Genomic DNA, 20743 nt, shown 5'->3' on the forward strand with positions numbered 1-20743 from the left:
GTGCTGACTTGATCCTCAAACCGCCGGTTTGAGGATCAAGTCAGCACGCTCGATGCGTCCGCCGGTCAGGACACGACGCGGATGTTGATCGGGTAGCGGTACGGCTCGTGCCGGTTGACGGCGACCGCGGCGATGATCCCGAAGACGATCGACAGCACCCAGACCACGGGCAGGATGATGAACCCGATCAGCATGAAGATCGTGATCCACCCGATCGCATAGCCGATCAGGAGCGTGATCTGGAAGTTCAGCGACTCCTTGGCCTGGTCGGCGACGTAGGCGCTGCGGTCGCGCAGGAACAGCCACACCAGCAGCGGCGTGAGGAAGCCGAGGAGCCCGAGGCTCAGCAGCGACAGCACCGGCGGGCCCAGGTGCGCGACGAGCGCCCACGTGCGCTCGTCCGACGGGGACAGGGGCAGCGGACCGTAGCCGTAGGGCGGCCGCCCGGGCGGCGGAGGACCGTACGGCGGCTGCCCCGGCGGCGGGCCGGCCGGGGGCTGCTGCGGCGGGGGACCGTACGGCGGCTGGTTCATATCTTTCATCTTCGCGCATCCGGCGAGGTCACGTGCGGTGGCGGTCCTGATCGGCTGCGGCCAGAGTGGGACGCGAGGTGTTCGACCCTGCGGGGTGCGCCACCCCGGCCGACTCAGGAGGAACGATGAGCGAGAACACGCCGCAGCAGCCCGGCGACCCGCAAGAGCCGCCTCTCCAGCCCCCGTACCAGCCGCCGCCCGGCCGGCCCGACCCGTCGTACGGCCAGCAGCCGCCCGCCGGGCCGCCCCCGCACGGCGGACAGCCGCCCTACGGCGACCAGCCCTACGGGGAGCCGCCGCAGCCGTACGAGGGACGGATGCCCGACCCGGGCCTGTACCCCGGGATGGAGTACCCGCCGGACCGGTCAGCGGGCTCGCGTGCGCCCCTGGGTCACCCCGGTGGCCACCCCGGCGGCTTCCTCGGGGCTCTGTTCGACTACTCGTTCAGCCGGTACATCACGCCCAGCGTGGTCAAGGTCGTCTACATCATCGTGACGGTCCTGGTGGCCCTGGCGTGGCTGGGCGGTCTCGCGGCCTCGTTCCAGTCGTCCGTCTGGGCGGGGATCCTCTTCCTGGTGTTCGGGTGGATCGTCGCGCTGGTGTACCTCGCGATCGCCCGCATCACCCTGGAGTTCTTCGTGGCCGTCATCACCGTCTCGGAGAAGGTCAACGCCTACGCGGAGCGGGACGGCATCTCCTGAGACCGCCGCGACGCCCCGTCACGACGTGACGAAGTCGATCAGCTCCTCGACCCGGCCCAGCAGGGCCGGGTCGAGGTCGCGGTAGTCGCGCACCGTCCCCAAGATCCGCTGCCAGGCACGACCGACGTCCTCGGTCGACGACGCCGGCCAGCCGAGCTCGCGCAGGATCCCGCGCTTCCACTCCGTGCCGCGCTCGATCGTCGGCCAGGAGGACAGGCCGAGGCGCTCCGCCTTCACGGCCTGCCACACGTCGACGTACGGGTGGCCCAGCACCAGCACGGTGCCGCGGGGCACACGGCGCAGCGCGTCGTCGGCCAGCCGCCGCTCCTTGGACCCGGGCACCAGGTGGTCGACCAGCACCCCGACGCGACGCTCCGCCGTCGGGGCGAACTCGTCCAGCGCGTCGGCGAGGTTGTCGACGCCGTCGAGCATCTCCACGACGACGCCCTCGACGCGCAGGTCGTCGCCCCACACCTTCTCGACCAGCTCGGCGTCGTGCTTCCCCTCGACCCAGATGCGGCTGCCGCGTGCCACGCGCGCCCGCTGGTCGTGGACGGCGACCGACCCCGACGCCGTGCGCGTCGGCCGCGCCGGGGCGCGGCCCGTCACGGGGGCGGTCAGCTCGACGGGCTGACCGTCCACCCAGAAGCCCGGCCCGAGGGGGAACGACCGGGTGCGACCGCGCCGGTCCTCGAGCACGACCAGGTGCATGCCGCCCGACTTCTCGACGCGGACCACCGCGCCGACCCAGCCGGACGTCACCTCCTCGACGACGAGGCCGTGGTCCGCCGCCTGCGGGCGGGAGACAGGCCGGCGCCGGTGGTGGGCGGAGCCGTCCGGCGCACCGGGGGCGCGGGAGCCGGCGGAGGACAGGACGTCGGAGCCGTAACGGTCGTGCACGACCGCGAGCCTACGGTCGCGGCCGCCGACGACAGCGGCCCGACACGGCATCGAGCGTGCTGACTTTCGCTCCAGGTCCCTGTCCCGGGGCGAAGGTCAGCACGCTCGATGGGATGTCGGGAGCGCGAGTCGGGGTGCGTGGTCGGCGGCGCCGGCCGGTCACGCGTGGCGCGGCAGCCGCAGCACGACGTCCACGGCACGGCGGCGTCGTGCCCGCGGCGCCGGGGCCAGGGCGTCGCCCTGGAGCGCGCGGCGCGAGACCCGGAGCTCGTGCGCCAGCCGGCGCAGCGCGACCTCGCGCTCGAGCTCCGCCTGACGGCGCTCGAAGAGCATGTCGTACACGTGCGGGTCCATGATTTCCTCCAGCAGGGGTTCGTTGACACGCCTAGGGAGGGGGACCCGGGCTGGTCCGTACACGACTGCTCAGGGCATGTGTACGGGTGCGCCGGGCGACATGGGCCGACATCGGCCGACGGCCGGCGCGGCACGCGGCGCCGGACGACGTCAGGGCCGGGCGGACCGCGCCACGACCGCAGCCTCGGTGCGGCTGGCCACCCCGAGCTTGCGCAGGATCGCCGACACGTGGACCGAGGCCGTCTTGCGGCTGATGAACAGGCGCTCGGCGATCTGCCCGTTGGTGAGGCCCTCGGCGACCAGGTCGAGCACCTGGCGCTCACGGTCGGTGAGCGCCCCGTCTACCGTCCCGCCGACAGCCGAGGCGGCGCGGGCTGCCCGGCCACGGGCCAGCCCGGCGCCGTCGAGCAGCGACTGCGCCTGGCCGGCGACCAGCCCGCAACCGATGGCCTCGGCCGCCTCGACCGCGGCCTCGAGGCGGTCCCGCGCCGCGGCCCGGTCGCCGGCGGAGAGCAGGGACTGGCCGTCCCGGTACAGGGCGTAGGGCCGCAGGAACGCCGGACCGTCGGCGGCGAGGACGGCGTCCCACGCGCCGTCGCCGAGCTCGGCCGCGAACACGGCCGCCCAGGTGGGGTACGTCGGCCACCGCACGCACGAGGCGAGGGCGGCGCGGTACGGGGCCGTGTCCACCGTCCGGCCGGCGGAGCGCGCCCGGTCCAGGACGCGCGCGGCGACGGCGAGCACCGACAGGCGGTAGTGGGCGGACAGCGACTCCTCGTCGACGGCGAGGGTGACGAGGTCGAGCGCGTCGTCCAGGTCGTCGCGCAGGAGCGCGAGCTCCGCCAGGGTGCCTGCGACGCGCGCGCGGATCTGCTCCTCGACCCGGCCGAACCGTTGCCAGGTCGAGCGGTGGGCGCGGGCACGGCGCTGCGCCGCCTCGACGTCGCCGCGCCACATGGTCAGCCACGTCCACCGCTCGCCCAGGTAGACGGCGTAGTCGCTGAGGTCGATGAGGGGCACCGACCGCTCGTACCAGTCCTCCGCGTCGGGCCACCGGCCGAGCTCGATCCACGCCTCGGCGACGTTCCCCTCCAGCATCGCCCGGGTGGCCCAGCCCGCACCGAGCGCCCGCGCCAGCCGCGCGCCCGTCTCGGCCAGGGACTCCGCCTCGGCGTACCGGCCGAGCTTCAGCCGCGTGTCCGAGGCGTTCGTGTAGTAGTGGCACTGCGCACGCCAGTCGTCGCCCGCGACCTCGCGCGACAGCTCCAGCTCCTCCAGGGCGTCCAGGTCGCCGGCGTTGAGCCGGCTCATCGCCCGGAGGTTGAGCGCCAGGGAGGCGTTCTGGTCGTCGCCCGCCGCCCGCGCGGCGGCGAGCGCCGCCCCGGCCACCGCGACGGCCTCGACGTCGCGGTGGTCCATCATCGCGTTGCGCGCCTTGAGCCGCAGGAGCGGCGCCCGGCCCGCATGGTCGTCCGCGGGCAACAGCGCCAGGGCCTCGTCGAGGAGGCTGTCCGAGGCGGCGTCGCCCGCCTTGCCGAGGATGTGGGCCAGCGTCGAGAGGGCCTGGGCGCGGCCGGCAGGGTCGTCGGCGGGCCACTCGGCGACGGACTCGCGCGCGATCCCGGCAGCGCGGTCCACCTGGGCGGCGTCCTGGAGCGCCACGGCGACGTGACGCAGCAGCGCCGCGTGGTGCAGCCCCGCGACCCGGTCCGCGCCCGGGACCAGGTCCCACAGCTCGAGGGCCCGCTCGCCCGCGGCGACGGCGGTGGAGGTCGCGCCGTCCGACTCGGCGGTCGTGACGACCTCGACGGCGGAGGCCAGGGCGCGGTCGGGCACCCGGGCGCGCCACCAGTGGTCGGCGGCGGACGCCACGTCGCGCAGCGTCCGGCCGCTCTCCTCGATGGCGCGGGCGCAGGCCGCGTGCAGCCGGCGTGCCTCGCCCGGCAGCAGCTCGGCGTCGACGGCCTCCTGCATGAGCGCGTGCCGGAACCGGTAGCCGTCGGGGTTCGCCACGAGCACCTGTGCCTCGACGGCCTCGCGCGCGGCCGCCTCGGCGCGGTCGAGCCCGTCCGTGCCGAGCATGGCGGTGAGCAGGTCGTGGGGGGCGTGCTGGCCGGCGGCGGCGACCGTGCGGCAGAACGTCTGCGCGTCGTCGCTGAGGGTCGAGTAGCGCAGCAGCAGCAGGTCGCGCAGCGACACGGGCATCGCCTCGCCGGCGAACGCGGCGAGCTCCTCCGCGTAGAACGGCACGCCCTCGGAGCGCTCGACGAGCTCACCGAGGACGGTGCCGGGCAGGTCCCGGACGCGTCCTCGGGCCGTGACGTCCGTGACGAGCGTGGTGACGAGGCGGGCGGAGTCCGTCGCGTCCAGGCGGGGCACGTCGACCCGGGTGGCCAGCCGGGAACGCTCCAGCTCGGCCAGCGTGGTGCGCAGGGGGTGGCGCCGCCCGACGTCGTCGCTGCGGTAGGTGGCGACCACCAGCATGGTCGAGCGGGGCGCGGACCGGGCGAGCCGGGCCAGGACCGTGCGGGTCACGTCGTCGGACCAGTGCAGGTCCTCGAGCACGACGACGACCGGCCGCGCGGTGGCGACGGTCGTCATGAGGTCGGCGACCACCTCGGGCAGGCGGCCGTGGTCGACGTCGCGTCGCACGTCCACCAGGCCGGGCGCCAGGGTGCCGAGCGCGTCGGCGGCGGGGCCTGCGGCCTCGAGGGTCACCTCCGGGCCGAGGGCGTCCAGCACGTCGGCCAGCATCCCCGTGAGCGCGGCGTAGGGGAGGGGACCGGAGCCGGAGTCGGCGCACTGCCCGTGCAGCACGAGCGGGCCGTCGTCCGCGGCGCCCGCGAGCCCGGCGAGGAACTCGCTGACCAGCCGGGTCTTGCCGATGCCGGCCTCGCCGCCGACCACGACCGTGCCGCCGGCGCCGTCGCGGGCTGTGGCGAACGCGTCGTGGAGGGCGGCGAGCTCGGTGTCGCGGCCGATCATGGGCGGCCGTGACGAGTGGGTGGGGTGCGGCCCGAGGGGCGCCCCGGTGGAGGTGGCGGGCACCTCGTCATCGTGCCAGGCGGGCGGTGCTCCTGCCGGGCCCGTGCCGGTGGTCGAGACACCCTGCGTGCCGGCGTCCGCGCCCTGCGGCGCGGCGCCGGTCACAGGGACCAGGGGCGGGCCAGCGTGGCGGGCAGGCCCCACGTGCGACGGTCCGCCCGGCGACGCACGGCGGCCAGGTGCCGGCCGCGCCGGTCGCCGCCGGAGGCGGCCTCGTGCCGCTCGACGTCCTGGCGCAGCGTCCGCTCGGTCTCCGCCTCGCGGAGGCGGAACTCGTCGTAGTACAGGAACTCGTTCATCACGGATCTCCTTCGCCGTCCGGTCCTGGTGGACCGGTAACTCCACTCTCGGCTCCTGAGGTACGGCGGCGGATCGGTCAGGTGCCGCATCTTCGCGGACGGGGGTACCTCAGTCGCCTCGGGGGGTACCTCAGACGGGGCACCGCGACGTGTCGGCCGGGCGTCCGACGGACAGCCCGGGAGCCCGCGTAGGATGGCACTCGGGATACGAGAGTGCTAAGGGCGAGAGTCCTGGGTGTGCGACCGCTGCGCACGAGCACCTCGCACGAGCACGTCGCACGAGGGAGGACCGTGAGCGAGGACCGTCGGCTGGCCGTGCTGCGCGCGATCGTGGAGGACTACGTCCACACGCGTGAGCCGGTGGGGTCGCGCATGCTCACCGAGCGGCACGGCCTGGGCGTCTCGCCCGCCACGATCCGCAACGACATGGCCGCGCTCGAGGAGGCCGGGTACATCGCCCAGCCGCACACCTCGGCCGGCCGCATCCCGACGGACAAGGGGTACCGCCTCTTCGTCGACCGGCTCGCCGAGGTCCGCCCCCTGACCAGCCCGCAGCGCCGGGCGATCGAGACGTTCCTGTCCGAGGCGATCGACATGGACGACGTGCTCGGGCGGGCGGGGCGGCTCATCGCCCAGCTCACCGGGCAGGTCGCCGTGGTCCAGTACCCGTCCCTGCGGCTGTCGGGGCTGCGGCACCTGGAGCTCGTCCCCGTCGGGGGAGCGCGGCTCCTGGTCGTCGTGATCAGCGACACCGGGCGTGTGGAGCAGCGGTTCCTCGACGTCGGCGCCGCACCCGGCTCCGAGCCTGCCGTCGTCGCGGGGGACTCGCCCGCCGGCCCGGCCCCGCACCCGGGTGCCCTCGACGAGGGCACGCTCGGCGAGCTGCGCGGTCGCCTCAACGCGGCGGCCGCCGGCAAGCGGCTCTCGGAGCTCCCCGACGCGTTCGCGCGCGTCGTGGGTGGGCTGGACGCCGAGCTGGCGCCGCTGGCCCGGGGCATCGCCGAGCTCGTGGTCGACACCCTCGGGGCGCAGCGCGAGGAGCGCATCGTCCTGGCGGGCACCGCGAACCTCGCCCGGGCCGAGATGCGGTTCGAGCAGGGCCTGAGCCCGGTCCTCGAGGCGCTCGAGGAGCAGGTCGTGCTCCTCGGCCTCCTCACCGAGCTGGCCACCGAGCCCGGCACCGGGGTGGGGATCCGGATCGGCCACGAGAACCGCCTCGACGGGCTCACCGAGACGTCCGTCGTCGCCTCCGGCTACGGGAGCGACGGCGACACGGTGGCCATCCTCGGGTCCATCGGCCCCACCCGGATGGACTACCCGGGCACGATCGCCTCGGTGCGCGCCGTCGCCCGCTACCTGTCCCGGGTGCTGCCCAGCTGAGGCCGCCCCGCGAAACCTGACCCGACGACCTGACCGTGCACGTCACCGACACGTCACCGAAGAGAGACCTGTGACCGACTACTACGAGATCCTGGGCGTCCCGCGCGACGCCTCGGCCGAGCAGATCAAGAAGGCGTACCGCAAGCTCGCCCGCGAGCTGCACCCCGACGTCGCCGGCGAGGCCGGCGAGGATCGTTTCAAGGACGTCGCCCGCGCCTACGAGGTGCTGTCCAACCCGGACAAGCGCCAGCAGTACGACATGGGGGTGGACCCGAGCTCGCCCTCCGGCGGCGCCGGTGCCGGGTTCGGCAACGGGTTCGGCTTCCAGGACATCTTCGAGACGTTCTTCGGCGGCGGCGGAGCGCCCGCAGGGCCCGTGCCGCGCGCCCGCCGCGGGCAGGACGCGCTCGTGCGCATGGACATCGACCTCGCCGAGGCGGCGTTCGGTGCCAAGCGTGAGCTGCAGGTCGACACCGCCGTGGTGTGCGGCACGTGCGGCGGCAACGGCTGCCGGCCGGGCACCGACCTCAAGACGTGCGAGGTCTGCCACGGCCGAGGCAACGTGCAGCGCGTGGCGCGCTCCTTCCTCGGCCAGGTCATGACGACCGCGCCGTGCGCCGCCTGCCAGGGCTTCGGCACGGTCATCCCCGAGCCGTGCGCCGACTGCTCCGGCGAGGGGCGCGTCCGCTCCCGCCGGACCCTGACGGTCAACGTCCCCGCCGGCGTCGACACGGGCACCCGCATCAAGCTCACCTCGCAGGGCGAGGTCGGCCCCGGCGGCGGCCCGGCCGGCGACCTGTACGTCGAGATCCGCGAGAAGCCGCACGACACCTTCGTGCGCCGTGGCGACGACCTGCACTGCACGCTCCAGGTGCCGATGACGGCGGCCGCGCTCGGCACCGTCCTGGACCTCGAGACGCTCGACGGCGAGCAGGAGATCGACCTGCGCCCGGGCACCCAGCCGGGGCAGGTCGTGACCCTCAAGGGCCTCGGCGTGGGGCACCTGCACGCCGGCGGGCGGGGCGACCTCAACGTGCACGTCGACGTCCAGGTGCCTACCGGCCTCGACGAGGAGCAGACCGAGCTGCTGCGTTCCCTGGCCACGCTGCGCGGGGAGGAGCGCCCCGAGCCGCGGCTGACCGCGGCGCACCCGGGCGTCTTCTCTCGCCTGCGTGACAAGCTGAGCGGCCGCTGAGGTGAGCGCGCCCGTCTTCCTCGCCGACGGCGGCACGCTCGGCGCGCTGGCCGTGGGCGACGTCTACGTGCTCGACGGGGCGGAGGGGCGGCACGCGGGCGTCGTGCAGCGCCGCGGCCCGGGCGAGCGGCTGGACGTCGTCGACGGTGCGGGGACGCGGCTGCGCTGCGTCGTCGACGCGGTCGAGGGCGGGGAGGTGCGCCTGCGCGTCGCCGAGGTGGTCGCCGAGCCTGCGCCGGACGTCGTGCTGACGCTGGTGCAGGCGCTCGCCAAGGGCGACCGGGACGAGCTGGCCGTGGAGGCCGCCGTCGAGGTCGGCGTCGACGCCGTGGTGCCGTGGCAGGCCGACCGGTCCGTCGTCGTGTGGCGCGGGGCGCGGGCGGCGAAGTCGCACGCCAAGTGGGTGGCCACGGTGCGTTCCGCCGTGAAGCAGGCGCGGCGCGCGTGCCTGCCGCCCGTCGACGAGCCGCTGACGACGCGCCTGCTCGTCGCCCGGGCGCGCGAGGTGGTCGAGGCCGGCGGCGCCGTCGTCGTGCTGCACGAGGACGCGACGACACCGCTCGCGCAGGTCGAGCTGCCCGCAGCGCCGCAGCCCGGCGCGGGCGCGCCGGCGCTGCTGGTCGTCGTCGGGCCGGAGGGCGGGATCGCGGACGCGGAGCTGGAGGCCCTCGTCGAGGCGGGTGCCGTGGCGGCGCGGCTCGGGCCACACGTGCTGCGGACCTCCACCGCCGGGCCGGTGGCCGTCGCCCTGCTGAGCGAGCGTCTCGGCCGCTGGGCCTGACGCCGCCGGGCCGCCGGCCCGGGCCGCGCGGAGACACGCCCCGGCGCGGTAACGTCCGAGGCATGACGAGCGCCTCGACCGACTGCCTGTTCTGCAAGATCGTCGCCGGCGACGTACCCGCCGACGTGGTCGCCGACTCGGACCGCGTGATCGCCTTCCGCGACATCGACCCGAAGGCGCCCGTGCACGTGCTCGTCGTGCCGAAGGAGCACCACGGCGACGTCGCGACGCTCGCCGCCGCGGACCCGGCGCTGCTGGCCGAGGTGGTCGCGCTGGCCGACCGGGTGGCGGGCGAGCTCGCCGACGGCCAGTACCGGTTCGTCTTCAACTCCGGCCCCCGTGCCGGGCAGAGCGTCTTCCACGTGCACGGCCACGTGCTGGCCGGTGCCCAGCTCGGGTGGACCCCCGCCTGACGCAAAGCGCGTGCCGGGGTGGGCGCCCGCTCGATAGACTCGTGACGCCCACGATCTCCGTCTCGCGAAGGAGGGCCCCGGCTCAGCCGGACCCATGACATCGACACCCCACGCCGCCTCCGGCAGCCGCGGCGCGTCGGCCGCGCACGCCGAGCGCTCCACCGAGCACCGCATCGTGGTGCCCCCGCACGTGCCGATGGTCGCGCTGCTCGGCAGCAGGGACTCCGTGCTGCGGGCCGTCGAGGACGGTTTCCCCGGCGTCGACGTGCACGCGCGCGGCAACGAGATCGTGGTGAGCGGACCCGCCGGCGACGTCGCCCTGGTCTCCCGCCTGCTCGACGAGCTGGTCGAGGTGGTCGAGTCCGGGACGCCGCTCACGCCCGACGTCGTCGCCCGGTCGGTCCAGATGCTCACCGCGGCCGCCGCCCAGCGGCCCGCCGAGGTGCTCACCTTCAACATCCTGTCGAGCCGCGGGCGCACCATCCGCCCCAAGACCGTGGGGCAGAAGCGCTACGTCGAGGCGATCGACGCGAACACCATCACGTTCGGCATCGGCCCCGCCGGCACCGGCAAGACGTACCTGGCGATGGCCAAGGCCGTGCAGGCGCTGCAGGCCAAGCGCGTGAACCGGATCGTGCTCACCCGCCCGGCCGTCGAGGCGGGGGAGAAGCTGGGCTACCTGCCCGGTTCCCTGAGCGACAAGATCGACCCGTACCTGCGGCCGCTGTACGACGCGCTGCACGACATGATGGACCCCGACGCGATCCCGCGGCTCATCGAGGCGGGCACGATCGAGGTGGCGCCGCTCGCCTTCATGCGGGGCCGTTCGCTCAACGACTCGTTCATCATCCTCGACGAGGCGCAGAACACCTCCGGTGAGCAGATGAAGATGTTCCTCACCCGCCTGGGCTTCGGCTCGACGATGGTCATCACGGGCGACGCCACGCAGGTGGACCTGCCGGGCGGCACGGCGTCGGGCCTGCGAGCGGTCGAGGACATCCTCACCGGCGTGGACGACGTCGAGTTCTGCCGCCTCACCTCGGCGGACGTGGTCCGGCACCGCCTCGTCAGCGACATCATCGAAGCGTACGCACGCTGGGACGTGGCCACGGCCCGTCCCGACCAGGCACGCCAGGCAGGACCGGCACGACAGGGACGACAGGGCCGCGGCCCGCACGAACGAGGGACACGCAAGCCATGAGCATCGAGGTCGCCAACGAGTCCGGCGTGGAGGTCGACGAGGCCGAGTTCGCGGCACTGGGCCGGTTCGTCCTGGACAGCCTGCACGTGCACCCGCGCAGCGAGCTGTCGATCATGTTCGTCGACACGGCCGTGATGACGGAGCTGCACGTGCAGTGGATGGACGAGCCCGGTCCCACGGACGTGCTCTCCTTCCCGATGGACGAGCTGCGCCCCGGCCGGGAGGGCGAGGAGACGCCGCCCGGCACGCTCGGCGACGTCGTGCTGTGCCCCGAGGTGGCGGCCCAGCAGGCCACGGTCGCGGGCCACTCGACGGCGGAGGAGCTGCTCCTGCTGACCACGCACGGCATCCTGCACCTGCTCGGCTACGACCACGCCGAGCCGGACGAGGAGAAGGAGATGTTCGCGCTCCAGCGCCGCCTCCTGCTCACGTTCCTCGCCGGCCGGTGACGGCGGCGGTGGCCTGAATGGACGGACCCGAGCTGCTGCTGGCCCTGGTCGCGCTGGTCGCGCTCTCCCTCGCGGGGATGCTGTCGGCCGGCGAGGCGGCGGTCCTGCGGATCACGCGTACCTCGGTGGCGGACGCGGTCGTCGAGGCCGAGACGTCCGAGGAGCTGACCTCCGCCGCACGCCGCACCCGCCTCACGCGCCTGCGTGCCGTGCAGGGGCTGGTCGCCGACCCGCCCGCGGCGGTGGCGGCGTTCGCCCTGGTGCGCGTCTTCGCCGAGACGATCGCGCTCGCGGCGGCCACCCTGATGATCGCGGACTGGTTCGACTCCTGGTGGCAGGTGCTGCTCGTCGCGGCCGTCGTCGGGCTCGCGGCGGGCGTCGTCTTCGTCCGCCTGAGCCCGCGCGCGCTGGGGCTGCGCCGCCCGCTGGCGGTGCTCCTGGCGCTGGCCGGCCCGCTGTCGGCGGTGCACCGCGGAGCGGCCTGGCTCACCGACCGCACCGACCGGGCCGCGCGCGGCACGGAGCGGGACGGCGAGCACGACCCCGGCGAGGACGCGCTGCGCGAGGTCGCCGAGCGCGTGCGTGACAACGAGGCGATCGAGGACGCCGAGCGCGAGCTGATCCGGTCGGTCGTGGAGCTCGGCGGCACCCTCACCCGCGAGGTGATGGTGCCGCGCACCGACATGGTGACCGTCGCCGCCGACACCCCGCTGCGCAAGGTCATGCGGCTCTTCCTGCGCTCCGGCTACTCGCGCGTCCCGGTCGTCGGCGACGAGGTCGACGACCTCGTCGGCGTCGTCTACCTCAAGGACGTTGCGCGGGTGCTCGAGAACGAGCCCGGCGCCGCAGGTCTCCCCGTGGTCGACGTGGCCCGCGAGGCGGTCTTCGTGCCGGAGTCGAAGCCGGCGGACGAGCTGTTGCGGGAGATGCAGGCCTCGCGCTCCCACATCGCTGTCGTCGTCGACGAGTACGGTGGCATCGCCGGGCTCGTCACGGTCGAGGACGTCATCGAGGAGCTCGTCGGTGAGCTCACCGACGAGCACGACACCGCCCGCGTGCTCGAGCCCGAGGACCTGGGGGACGGCACGTTCCTGGTCTCCGCGCGGATGCCGGTCGACGAGCTCGGCGAGCTGTTCGACCTGCGGCTCGACGACGACGACGTGGACACGGCCGGCGGCCTCCTGGCCAAGGCGCTCGGCAAGGTGCCGCTGACCGGCGCCACCGCCGACGTCGGCGGCCTGCACCTCGTCGCGGACCGCGTCGACGGCCGACGCAAGCAGCTCGCCACGCTGCGCGTGCAGCGCGCGGCACCCACGGACGACGACACAGCAGCGGGCGACAGGGTCGCACCGCCGGACCAGAAGGAAGCACACGCATGACCACCGACCTCTCGCGCCGCCCCGACGACGCACCCCACCGCTCCGGCTTCGCCTGCCTCGTGGGGCGACCCAACGTCGGCAAGTCGACCCTCACCAACGCCCTGGTGGGGGAGAAGGTCGCGATCATGTCCGCCCGGCCGCAGACCACCCGCCACACCATCCGCGGCATCGTGCACCGTGACGACGCCCAGCTGGTGCTGGTCGACACCCCGGGCCTGCACCGGCCGCGCACCCTCCTGGGCGAGCGGCTGAACGCGCTGGTCCAGGACACCCTCGGCGAGGTCGACGTCATCGCGTTCTGCCTGCCCGCCGACCAGCGGATCGGCCCGGGCGACCGGTACATCGCCTCGCAGCTCGCGCCGCTCATGGAGGGTCGGCGCGCCGTGCCGGTCGTCGCCGTCGTGACCAAGTCCGACCTCGTCGACCGCGCGCGGCTGGTCGAGCACCTGATGGCCGTCGACGAGCTCGCGCGGTCGCTGGACCGCGACTGGTCCGCCATCGTGCCCGTCTCGGCGCGGGACGGCTACCAGGTGGACGAGCTGACCGACGTCCTGGTCGCGCACCTCCCGGAGGGTCCCGAGCTCTACCCGGGCGGCGAGCTCACCGACGAGCCCGAGCAGGTCATGGTCGCCGAGCTGGTCCGGGAGGCCGCCCTGGAGGGCGTGCGCGACGAGCTGCCGCACTCCCTGGCCGTGGTGGTGGACGAGATCCTGGAGCGTGAGGGCACCGGCGACGCGGCGAAGGGGCGCCCGCCGCTGCTCGACGTGCGCGTGAACCTGTTCGTGGAGCGCGAGAGCCAGAAGGCGATCGTCATCGGCAAGGGCGGGTCCCGGCTGCGTGAGGTCGGCACGACCGCCCGCAAGGGGATCGAGAAGCTGCTCGGCACCCGCGTGTACCTCGACCTGCACGTCAAGGTGGCCAAGGACTGGCAGCGGGACCCCAAGCAGCTCCAGCGGCTCGGCTTCTGACGGCCTCCCCGTCGCCGGGTCCGCGATCCGGGGGACGTCCCCCGAGGTGGCGGGGGGATTCCGGGGCGGTTCGCGCCGGTGGCGCCGAGTAGCATCGCTGCGTGGTGTTCCGGACTATAGCGACGACGGCGGCGATCCTGGTGGGCCTGGCACTGACCGGGGCGGTGGCCGGACCGCAGTGGGACCCGGTGCCCGTCACCGACCACCTGGTCCCGGCGACCCAGGACACCGCGATCGGCGGCGTCGCGGCGGACGCCGACCTGGGCGAGGTCGGCGAGTTCGACGTCCGCGAGATCACCGTGACGATCCCGCTGGACGGCGTCGTCGTGCACGGCCTGCTGCGGCAGCCCCTGGACCAGGACGGCACCGTGCTGACGGACCGACCGGGCGTCGTGTACGTGCACGGCGCCGGTACGGGCAAGTCCACCGAGGCGTTCACGGAGTCCGCCACCGCCCTCGCGAGCGCGGGCGTCGTCACCCTCGTGCCGGACAAGCGGCTCGACACCTACACCACGCGCGACCGGGACTACGTCGCGATGGCCGGAGACTACGAGCGCTCCGTGGAGCTGCTCCGCAAGGTCGACGGGGTCGACCCGGACCGCGTCGGCGTCTACGGCGAGTCCGAGGGCACCTGGATCGTGCCGGTGATGCAGGCGAAGGACCCGACGATCGCGTTCACCGTCCTCGTCTCGGCGCCCGTCGTGCCGCCGCGCGAGCAGGCCGCGTTCGCCGTCGACAACTACCTGCGCAACACCGGCGTGCCCGACCAGGTGTTCCGCGCCATCCCGCGGGCCGTGGGCATGCAGCTGCCTGGTGGCGGGTTCGACTACGTCGACTTCGACGTGCGGCCCTGGCTCGAGCAGCAGACGGCGCCCGTGCTCGTCGTCTACGGGACGGCGGACCCGTCGATGCCGATCGAGCAGGGCGCGCGGCAGGTCATCGCCGACACCTCGGTGAACGGCGACGACGCCCCCGTCACGGTCCGGTACTACGCCGGGGCGAACCACGGCATCAACGTGCCGCGCGACGGCGGGATGCACCTGCACCCCGACTTCGCGCGCGACGTGTCCACCTGGATCCAGGGGATGCCGGGCACGGCCGCCGCCGACCCGCGGATCGCCGGCGACACCCCCAACCAGCTGTACCTGGCCTCGGCCGTGCCGCAGCCGCGGTGGTGGGGGAACGGCGACATCGTCGTCGGCGGGGTGATCGCCGGCGCCGCCCTGCTCCTCCTCGGCCCGCTCGTGTGGGGCGTGCACGCGCTCGTGCGCCGGGTCGTGCTGCGTCGGTCGACCACCCCGGCGCCCCGGCTCGCGCGCGGCATGCGCTCGTCGCTGCTGGGCCTCGGGCTGGGCACGGTCGCGACGACGGCCGCCCTCGTCGTCTACCTCCTCGCCGTCGCGCGGCTGGCGCTGGACTACCAGCGGGACGACCTCGTCGTGCAGGGCGGCTGGATCGCCGTGCGGCTGCTCGGCGTCGCGACGGCGGTCGCCGGGGCGCTGGTGATCCGGCGGGTGTCGGACGCGCGCGCGGAGCGCCGGGCCGGGGCCGACGTCGCGGTGGCCCGCGGCTGGCCTGCCGTGCTCACCTTCTGGTGCACCATGGCGGGCTCGCTCTTCCTGCTGTGCACGCTGGCCTACTGGGGCGTGTACCAGCTGGGGATCTGAGCACCCGGGCGGGTGGTGTGACCAACCCGCCCGCGCGGGACACGACGCGGGGCCGCCTTGTCGGGTAGAAACGGAGCGGGGGCGTGCCGACGCCTCCGACCGCCCAGGAGCACCATGGAGACGCCCGCATGACCGAACCCCACACCATCGACGCACCCGAGCAGGAGCGCTCGCCGTTCGGCGGGGTGCCGGTCCGTGAGCTCGTGCGCGACGTCGTGGCGGCGTGCGCGCTCCTCGTGGCGCTGCCGTTGCCGTGGGACCACGCGCACCGGGGCAGCGACCGTCTGGAGATCGTGCTCGTCACGGTCCTCGCCCTGCTCGCCGTCGCCGCGCCGTACCTGCGCCGCGGCGGCATCGGTCCGGCGTCGTGGGACGTGCTGACCGCGCGCCGCACGGTGGCACTGGCCTGCATCCCCTACGCGCTCGTCGCCGTGGTGTACCTCGTGCTGGACGCGACGGGCCCCACCGACGCCGCGGGCGGGGTGGGGGCGGGCCTCGCCGTCGGCCTGGCCGGTGCCGCGCTCGCGGCGGCGACCCGCTGGAAGCACCTGCCCGCCGCCGTCGCCCTCGTCGTCGCGCTCGGTACCCTCGCGACGCCCGTGGCGTCCCTCGTGCAGGGCGCCGACTGGACCACCACCGTCATCGGGACCCTCAACGCCCTGGTGGTGCTCGGCGTCCTGTGGTTCACCATCGGCACCTACCTGCGCTCCGGGGACCTCTCCGCCGGATACGTGCTGCTCGCGCTGGGCGGGGCCGTGGCGCTCGAGCTCGTCCTGTTCGCCGGTGGCAACCTGCGGCCCTGGTTCGAGAGCGTGCACGAGCAGCGGCTGGGGCTGCTCCTGCTGCCCGTGGTCGCCGCCGTCACCGCGCGCCGGATCGTCGACGACGCCGCCCGTACCTCCGACGACCCCGACGCCGTGCGGGCCGAGCGCTGGATCGCCGTGGCGGTCCGAGCCCTCGGGCTGGTGGCGCTCGTCGCGGCGTTCGTGGCCCTGGTCGCACTGGTCCGGATCATCAGCACGGGCGTCGAAGTGGCGTTCGTGCTCCGCCTCATCGTCGGTGTGCTGATGGTCGTCGTCGCGTTCATGGCGCGGCGCTCGCTGGCGCACGACCCGCGTACCGGGCACGTCACCGCCGTGGGCGCGGCGTGCGTGCTCGCCGTGCTCGGCCTGGTGATCGTCGTCGCCCGTGCGGGGCTGGGCACGCAGTCGAACGTGGAGGAGCTGCTCGTCGCGTTCGGCCTGCCCGGCGTGGTGCTGGCCGTGCTGCTCGTGCCGTCGTCGGTCCGCGAGCTCGTCGCGTCGGAGCCCGAGCCGGAGCCCGAGCCGGAGCCTCAGCCCGAGCCCGAGCCGGAGCCCGCAGCGCGGGTCGAGGCGCGGCCGACGACCGGCAGCGGCCAGACGGTGCGGACGCAGAGCGCCCCGGTCGCCGCCGTCTCGGCACCGGCCGCCGCCGCGCCCGTCGCGGCCGGGACGCGGCCGGTCGCCCGTCCGATGGACGCGACGCAGCAGATGGAGCCGGTGCGCGGGCACCAGCCGGTCGACTCGACCCAGGTGCTCCCTCCTGTGCCGGCGGCGGTCGCCCAGGCGCCGGGATGGAGCGCCGCCCAGGCGATGGACCCGGCCACCCCGCTCGCCGACCTGGCGCGGATCGCGGCCGAGGCGCCGCACCTGCGGTCGTACGTCGCGGGCAACCCGTCCACCTACCCGGCCCTGCTGGACTGGCTCGGCGCGCTGGGGGACCCCGCCGTCGACGCCGCCCTGCGGGCACGGCGCTGACCGGCCGTGACGAAGGTGTACCGTGGCAGCGTGCATCGCACGGTGAGCCTCCTCCTTCGGTGCCGCGGCGGGGCCCTCTAAGGCCGGACCCCCCGTCGCGGAGGTTGTGGCGTGCCGGCCGACTGGTCATGACCGTCGGACCCGAACCCGGGACGGCGGCCACCGAGCCCCCACCGAAGGACGCGACACCATGCAGAACTCCCACCCCCAGGGCATCGCCGGCGCCAACCCTCAGCGCCCGTCCGGGATGCCGTACACCCGCTACGTCCCGTTCCACGAGCAGATCCAGGTGGACCTGCCGGACCGCACGTGGCCCGACCAGCGGATCACGAAGGCGCCCCGCTGGTGCGCCGTCGACCTCCGCGACGGCAACCAGGCCCTGATCGAGCCGATGGACGCCGAGCGCAAGCTGCGGATGTTCGACCTCCTGGTGCAGATGGGCTACAAGGAGATCGAGGTCGGCTTCCCGTCCGCGTCGCAGACGGACTTCGACTTCGTGCGGCAGCTCATCGACACGGGCCGCATCCCCGACGACGTCGTCATCCAGGTGCTCACCCAGTGCCGCGACCACCTGATCGAGCGCACCTACGACGCGATCCGGGGCGCGAAGCAGGCGATCGTGCACATCTACAACTCGACGTCGATCCTGCAGCGCGAGGTCGTCTTCCGCAGCGACATGGACGGCATCGTCGACATCGCGCTGCAGGGCGCGCGCCTGTGCCGCAAACTCGAGGAGACGATCCCCGAGACGACGGTGTACTACGAGTACTCGCCCGAGTCGTACACCGGCACGGAGCTCGAGTTCGCGGCTCGCATCTGCAACGAGGTGCTGGAGGTGCTGGAGCCCACGGCCGAGCGGCCGGTGATCATCAACCTCCCGGCGACCGTCGAGATGGCCACGCCGAACGTGTACGCCGACTCCATCGAGTGGATGAACCGGAACCTGGCCTTCCGTGAGCACGTCGTGCTGTCCCTGCACCCGCACAACGACCGCGGCACGGCTGTCGCCGCTGCCGAGCTGGGCTACCAGGCCGGCGCCGACCGCATCGAGGGCTGTCTCTTCGGCAACGGGGAGCGCACGGGCAACGTCGACCTGGTCACCCTGGGCATGAACCTGTTCGGGCAGGGCATCGACCCGCAGATCGACTTCTCCGACATCGACGGCATCCGCCGCACGGTGGAGCACTGCAACCAGATCCCCGTGCACGAGCGGCACCCGTACGTCGGCGACCTGGTCTTCACGGCGTTCTCCGGCTCGCACCAGGACGCGATCAAGAAGGGCTTCGAGCACATGTCGGCCCGCGCCGAGGCGGAGGGCAGGTCCGTGGACTCCCTCACCTGGGGCGTGCCGTACCTGCCGATCGACCCGAAGGACGTGGGCCGGTCGTACGAGGCCGTGATCCGCGTGAACTCGCAGTCGGGCAAGGGCGGCATCGCGTACCTGCTGTCCACCGAGCACTCGCTGGACCTGCCCCGTCGGCTGCAGATCGAGTTCTCGGGCGTGGTGCAGCACTTCACCGACGCCGAGGGCAGCGAGGTCACGGGCTCCGACATCTGGCGGATGTTCAGCGACGAGTACCTGCCCGTCGAGGAGCACGACGCGCGCGGCCTCGAGCCGTGGGGTCGCCTGCGGCTGCGCCAGACGCGGACCACGGCCGCCGAGGGCGGGGCCACGGCCCTGGCCGTCGACGTCGTCGACCACGGCGAGGACGTGACGCTCGAGGGCACCGGCAACGGGCCGCTCGCCGCGTTCGTCGACGCGATCTCGAAGGTCGGCGTGGACGTTCGCGTGCTGGACTACGCCGAGCACGCCCTGTCCGAGGGCGGTGACGCCACGGCTGCGGCGTACGTCGAGTGCCAGGTCGGCGACGACGTGCTGTGGGGCGTCGGCATCGACCCGTCGATCACTACCGCGTCGCTGAAGGCCGTCGTGTCGGCCGTGAACCGCGCCGCCCGCGGCTGACCGCGGCTGACCGCCCGAACACCTGTCAGAGCCACGTCACGCCATGGTGTGACGTGGCTCTGACAACTTTCGTGGGTGGGGCCTGGGACAATGGGACCGTGCCCCTGTACCGAGACGACGCGATCGTGCTGCGCACCCACAAGCTGGGTGAGGCGGACCGCATCGTGACGTTCCTGACGCGCGAGCACGGCAAGGTGCGCGCGGTGGGACGGGGCGTCCGACGCACGTCGTCGCGCTTCGGGGCCCGGCTGGAGCCGTTCATGGTGGTGGACGTGCAGCTGCACACGGGGCGCAACCTCGACACGGTGACGCAGGCCGAGACGGTGGGCCCGTACGCGCGCGCCATCTGCGAGGACTACGCGCTGTACACCTCCGGCGCCGCGATGCTCGAGGCAGCCGACCGCCTCGTCGCGGCCGAGCACGAGCCGGCGGTGCAGCAGTACTGGCTGCTCGCGGGAGCGTTGCGAGCACTGTCGGAGCGCACGCACGCACCGGGCCTCGTGCTCGACTCGTACCTGCTGCGCGGCCTCGCCGTCGCCGGGTGGGCGCCGTCCTTCACGGACTGCGCCCGGTGCGGCGAGCCCGGCCCGCACCACGCGTTCTCCGTCGGGCAGGGCGGCGCGGTGTGCTCCCGCTGCCGCCCGCCGGGCTCGACCGCGCCCGCGCCGGAGACCTTCGCGCTGCTGGGCGCGCTGCTCGGCGGCGACTGGACGACGGCGGACGCGGCGGAACCGCGGCACCGCACCGAGGCGTCCGGCCTGGTCGCGGCGTACTCGCAGTACTACCTGGAGCGCACGCTGCGCTCGTTGCGCATGATCGAGCGCGCGTGACCGAGCGCGCCTGACGGAGAGAGAGGCCTGATGCCCCGCAACGCCCGCGAGTACGCGGAGCCGTACCCGCACCCGTCCGGAGCGACGCCGCCCGCGATCCCGGCACAGTTCGTGCCGAACCACGTGGCGATCGTCATGGACGGCAACGGCCGGTGGGCCAACGCGCGGGGCCTGCCGCGGATCGAGGGGCACAAGCAGGGCGAGAAGTCGCTGCTCGACGTCGTCGCCGGCGCGGTGCAGATCGGCGTCAAGCACGTGTCGGCCTACGCGTTCAGCACGGAGAACTGGAAGCGGTCGCCCGACGAGGTGAAGTTCCTCATGAACTTCAACCGCGACGTCATCCGCCGCCGCCGCGACGAGATGTCCTCGTGGGGCGTGCGCATCCGCTGGGCCGGGCGCCGGCCCCGGCTGTGGGGGTCGGTGATCAAGGAGCTGCAGGTCGCCGAGGAGATGACCCGCGAGAACGACCGCTGCACCCTGACCATGTGCGTGAACTACGGCGGGCGGGCGGAGATCGCGGACGCCGCGGCAGCCATCGCCCGCGAGGTCGCCGCGGGCCGGCTCAACCCGGCCCGGGTCACCGAGAAGACCGTCCAGAAGTACCTCGACGAGCCGGACCTGCCGGACGTCGACCTGTTCCTGCGCTCGTCGGGGGAGCAGCGCACGTCCAACTTCATGATCTGGCAGGCCGCGTACGCGGAGATGGTGTTCCTGCCGGAGCCGTGGCCCGACGTCGACCGCCGGCACCTGTGGCGCGCCGTCGAGGAGTTCGCGCGCCGCGACCGCCGCTACGGCGGGGCGGTGGACCAGGCGACGTCGTCCGCGGGGCCCGCTGCCCCGTGACGGCAACGTGCGTGCTGACCTGATCCTCAAGAACGCCATAAGTGGATAAGGTGAGCACCCACCG

Annotated in this window: 19 protein-coding genes; 14 read left to right on the forward strand and 5 right to left on the reverse strand. The window is 74.0% G+C overall.

The window, feature by feature from the left end:
- Nucleotides 1-65: 65 nt before the first annotated feature.
- Nucleotides 66-533 (reverse strand): DUF4870 domain-containing protein, encoded by a 468-nt coding sequence (locus tag ACWGKI_RS17540; RefSeq protein WP_452188684.1) that lies wholly within the window; start codon nt 531-533, stop codon nt 66-68.
- 125 nt (nt 534-658) lie between these two features.
- Between ACWGKI_RS17540 and ACWGKI_RS17545 the strand changes: the two genes are divergently transcribed.
- The gene (locus ACWGKI_RS17545; protein WP_452188686.1) at nt 659-1234 is read left to right on the forward strand and encodes a DUF4282 domain-containing protein; all 576 of its coding nucleotides are present in this window, start codon (nt 659-661) and stop codon (nt 1232-1234) included.
- 18 nt (nt 1235-1252) lie between these two features.
- Here the strand turns inward: ACWGKI_RS17545 and ACWGKI_RS17550 are convergent, their stop codons facing one another.
- The 4 genes from ACWGKI_RS17550 to ACWGKI_RS17565 form a co-directional block, all read right to left on the reverse strand.
- Nucleotides 1253-2185: a DUF3097 domain-containing protein gene (locus ACWGKI_RS17550; protein WP_452188687.1), complete on the reverse strand. Its 933-nt coding sequence runs from the start codon at nt 2183-2185 to the stop codon at nt 1253-1255.
- 108 nt (nt 2186-2293) lie between these two features.
- Nucleotides 2294-2488 carry a hypothetical protein gene (locus ACWGKI_RS17555; protein WP_452188689.1) on the reverse strand — a complete coding sequence of 65 codons (195 nt, stop codon included), beginning with the start codon at nt 2486-2488 and terminating at the stop codon, nt 2294-2296.
- Between the two features lie 150 nt (nt 2489-2638).
- On the reverse strand, nt 2639-5638 hold the full coding sequence (locus tag ACWGKI_RS17560) for an ATP-binding protein (RefSeq protein ID WP_452188690.1): 3000 nt from the start codon (nt 5636-5638) through the stop codon (nt 2639-2641).
- On the reverse strand, nt 5635-5832 hold the full coding sequence (locus ACWGKI_RS17565) for a hypothetical protein (protein ID WP_452188692.1): 198 nt from the start codon (nt 5830-5832) through the stop codon (nt 5635-5637). Before ACWGKI_RS17565 ends, ACWGKI_RS17560 begins: the two co-directional genes overlap by 4 nt.
- Before the next feature lie 291 nt (nt 5833-6123).
- On the opposite strand from ACWGKI_RS17565, the gene ACWGKI_RS17570 reads away from it, so the two are divergent.
- The 13 genes from ACWGKI_RS17570 to ACWGKI_RS17630 all read left to right on the forward strand — a co-directional run bounded on the left by ACWGKI_RS17570 (nt 6124) and on the right by ACWGKI_RS17630 (nt 20679).
- Nucleotides 6124-7212, forward strand: coding sequence for an HrcA family transcriptional regulator (locus ACWGKI_RS17570; RefSeq protein WP_452188693.1), 1089 nt, complete (start codon nt 6124-6126; stop codon nt 7210-7212).
- 70 nt (nt 7213-7282) lie between these two features.
- A complete protein-coding gene (gene dnaJ / locus ACWGKI_RS17575) occupies nt 7283-8407 on the forward strand; it encodes a molecular chaperone DnaJ (RefSeq protein ID WP_452188695.1) in 1125 nt (374 codons plus the stop codon).
- A 1-nt stretch (nt 8408) separates the two neighbouring features.
- Nucleotides 8409-9188, forward strand: a complete 780-nt coding sequence (locus ACWGKI_RS17580; RefSeq protein WP_452188697.1) for a 16S rRNA (uracil(1498)-N(3))-methyltransferase — start codon at nt 8409-8411, stop codon at nt 9186-9188.
- Nucleotides 9189-9250: 62 nt separating this feature from the next.
- Complete coding sequence (locus ACWGKI_RS17585; protein ID WP_452188699.1) at nt 9251-9601, forward strand: HIT domain-containing protein; 351 nt, start codon at nt 9251-9253, stop codon at nt 9599-9601.
- 94 nt (nt 9602-9695) lie between these two features.
- Nucleotides 9696-10802: a PhoH family protein gene (locus ACWGKI_RS17590; RefSeq protein WP_452188701.1), complete on the forward strand. Its 1107-nt coding sequence runs from the start codon at nt 9696-9698 to the stop codon at nt 10800-10802.
- Nucleotides 10799-11251 (forward strand): rRNA maturation RNase YbeY, encoded by a 453-nt coding sequence (gene ybeY, locus ACWGKI_RS17595; RefSeq protein ID WP_380243905.1) that lies wholly within the window; start codon nt 10799-10801, stop codon nt 11249-11251. The genes ACWGKI_RS17590 and ybeY overlap by 4 nt, the downstream gene beginning before the upstream one ends.
- Before the next feature lie 17 nt (nt 11252-11268).
- Complete coding sequence (locus ACWGKI_RS17600) at nt 11269-12630, forward strand: hemolysin family protein (RefSeq protein ID WP_452188703.1); 1362 nt, start codon at nt 11269-11271, stop codon at nt 12628-12630.
- The gene (era, locus tag ACWGKI_RS17605) at nt 12627-13598 is read left to right on the forward strand and encodes a GTPase Era (protein WP_452188705.1); all 972 of its coding nucleotides are present in this window, start codon (nt 12627-12629) and stop codon (nt 13596-13598) included. The genes ACWGKI_RS17600 and era overlap by 4 nt, the downstream gene beginning before the upstream one ends.
- A gap of 101 nt (nt 13599-13699) precedes the next feature.
- The gene (locus ACWGKI_RS17610) at nt 13700-15265 is read left to right on the forward strand and encodes an alpha/beta hydrolase family protein (protein WP_452188706.1); all 1566 of its coding nucleotides are present in this window, start codon (nt 13700-13702) and stop codon (nt 15263-15265) included.
- Nucleotides 15266-15393: 128 nt separating this feature from the next.
- A complete protein-coding gene (locus ACWGKI_RS17615; protein WP_452188708.1) occupies nt 15394-17043 on the forward strand; it encodes a DUF7937 domain-containing protein in 1650 nt (549 codons plus the stop codon).
- A gap of 190 nt (nt 17044-17233) precedes the next feature.
- The gene (gene leuA / locus ACWGKI_RS17620) at nt 17234-19006 is read left to right on the forward strand and encodes a 2-isopropylmalate synthase (protein ID WP_452188710.1); all 1773 of its coding nucleotides are present in this window, start codon (nt 17234-17236) and stop codon (nt 19004-19006) included.
- Nucleotides 19007-19104: 98 nt separating this feature from the next.
- Complete coding sequence (recO, locus tag ACWGKI_RS17625; protein ID WP_380243899.1) at nt 19105-19836, forward strand: DNA repair protein RecO; 732 nt, start codon at nt 19105-19107, stop codon at nt 19834-19836.
- A 30-nt stretch (nt 19837-19866) separates the two neighbouring features.
- Nucleotides 19867-20679, forward strand: coding sequence for an isoprenyl transferase (locus tag ACWGKI_RS17630; RefSeq protein WP_380243898.1), 813 nt, complete (start codon nt 19867-19869; stop codon nt 20677-20679).
- Nucleotides 20680-20743: the final 64 nt, after the last annotated feature.

Source organism: Isoptericola sp. NPDC055881 (assembly GCF_053615895.1).

Excerpts from the sequence above, each read along its gene's own strand:
- ACWGKI_RS17540 (WP_452188684.1), bottom strand. The coding sequence starts at position 533 with ATGAACCAGCCGCCGTACGGTCCCCCGCCGCAGCAGCCCCCGGCCGGC.
- ACWGKI_RS17545 (WP_452188686.1), top strand. The coding sequence starts at position 659 with ATGAGCGAGAACACGCCGCAGCAGCCCGGCGACCCGCAAGAGCCGCCT.
- ACWGKI_RS17550 (WP_452188687.1), bottom strand. The coding sequence starts at position 2,185 with ATGCCGTGTCGGGCCGCTGTCGTCGGCGGCCGCGACCGTAGGCTCGCG.
- ACWGKI_RS17555 (WP_452188689.1), bottom strand. The coding sequence starts at position 2,488 with ATGGACCCGCACGTGTACGACATGCTCTTCGAGCGCCGTCAGGCGGAG.
- ACWGKI_RS17565 (WP_452188692.1), bottom strand. The coding sequence starts at position 5,832 with ATGAACGAGTTCCTGTACTACGACGAGTTCCGCCTCCGCGAGGCGGAG.
- ACWGKI_RS17585 (WP_452188699.1), top strand. The coding sequence starts at position 9,251 with ATGACGAGCGCCTCGACCGACTGCCTGTTCTGCAAGATCGTCGCCGGC.
- ACWGKI_RS17590 (WP_452188701.1), top strand. The coding sequence starts at position 9,696 with ATGACATCGACACCCCACGCCGCCTCCGGCAGCCGCGGCGCGTCGGCC.
- ybeY (WP_380243905.1), top strand. The coding sequence starts at position 10,799 with ATGAGCATCGAGGTCGCCAACGAGTCCGGCGTGGAGGTCGACGAGGCC.
- ACWGKI_RS17600 (WP_452188703.1), top strand. The coding sequence starts at position 11,269 with ATGGACGGACCCGAGCTGCTGCTGGCCCTGGTCGCGCTGGTCGCGCTC.
- era (WP_452188705.1), top strand. The coding sequence starts at position 12,627 with ATGACCACCGACCTCTCGCGCCGCCCCGACGACGCACCCCACCGCTCC.
- ACWGKI_RS17615 (WP_452188708.1), top strand. The coding sequence starts at position 15,394 with ATGACCGAACCCCACACCATCGACGCACCCGAGCAGGAGCGCTCGCCG.
- leuA (WP_452188710.1), top strand. The coding sequence starts at position 17,234 with ATGCAGAACTCCCACCCCCAGGGCATCGCCGGCGCCAACCCTCAGCGC.
- ACWGKI_RS17630 (WP_380243898.1), top strand. The coding sequence starts at position 19,867 with ATGCCCCGCAACGCCCGCGAGTACGCGGAGCCGTACCCGCACCCGTCC.